Below are 836 nucleotides of genomic sequence, written 5' to 3' on the forward strand. Positions count from 1 at the left end.
TAGGGTCAGGACTCATAGCCAGTAGATGACGAGTGCTGCGAGGGCGATGGCTGACAGGAAGACCTTCGGGCACCTGTCGTAGCGGGTTGCCACACGCCGCCAATCCTTCAACCTACCAAACATGATCTCGATCCGGTTCCGGCGTTTGTACCGGCGCTTGTCGTACTTTACCGGTTCCTTCCGCTGCTTCCGGCCAGGGATGCAGGCGTGTATCCCTTTGTCTTTCAACGCTTCCCGGAACCAATCGGCGTCGTAGCCGCGATCCCCGAGCAGCCAATCGACGTCCGGCAGGCTGCTCAGCAATGCCCGCGCGCCAATGTAGTCGCTGACCTGACCGGCGGTGACGAACAGGTTGAGCGGACGTCCTCGGCTGTCGCAGATGGCATGCAACTTGGTGTTCATGCCGCCCTTGGTGCGACCGATCAGGCGTCCACGCCCCCTTTTTTGACGCCCAAACTGGTCGCGGTACGGTGGGCCTTCAGGTAGGTGGCGTCGATCATCACCGTCTTCTCTTCGCCGTGTTCGGCAGCTAGACCGGCCATCATCCGGGCGAAGATGCCTTTGTCGCTCCACCGCTTCCAACGGTTATAGAGCGTCTTGTGTGGGCCATAGGCCGAAGGGGCATCTCGCCATCTCAACCCATTGCGATTAATGAAGATAATGCCGCTCAACACACGTCGATCATCAACGCGTGGCTTGCCGTGGGACTTGGGGAAGAAGGGCTCAAGACGCGCCATCTGCGCCTCCGTCAGCCAGAAAAGATCAGACATGGTCACCGCTCGTTTTTCGAACCGTGAATCACGCCGAAATGCGGAAATCAATGGGTCCTGACCCTA

Annotated in this window: 1 protein-coding gene; it reads right to left on the reverse strand. The window is 59.1% G+C overall.

The features are described 5' to 3' along the window. Positions 1–12: 12 nt before the first annotated feature. Positions 13–770, reverse strand: a protein-coding gene (locus DFK10_RS16180; RefSeq protein ID WP_109390070.1) for an IS5 family transposase whose coding sequence is annotated in 2 segments (ribosomal slippage) — positions 13–434 and positions 434–770 — 759 coding nt in all. Because the reading frame shifts where the segments join, the coding sequence is not laid out codon by codon here. Positions 771–836 lie beyond the last annotated feature (66 nt).

The sequence above is a fragment of the Salibaculum griseiflavum genome (genome assembly GCF_003129565.1).
In the GTDB taxonomy this organism is placed as follows: domain Bacteria; phylum Pseudomonadota; class Alphaproteobacteria; order Rhodobacterales; family Rhodobacteraceae; genus Salibaculum; species Salibaculum griseiflavum.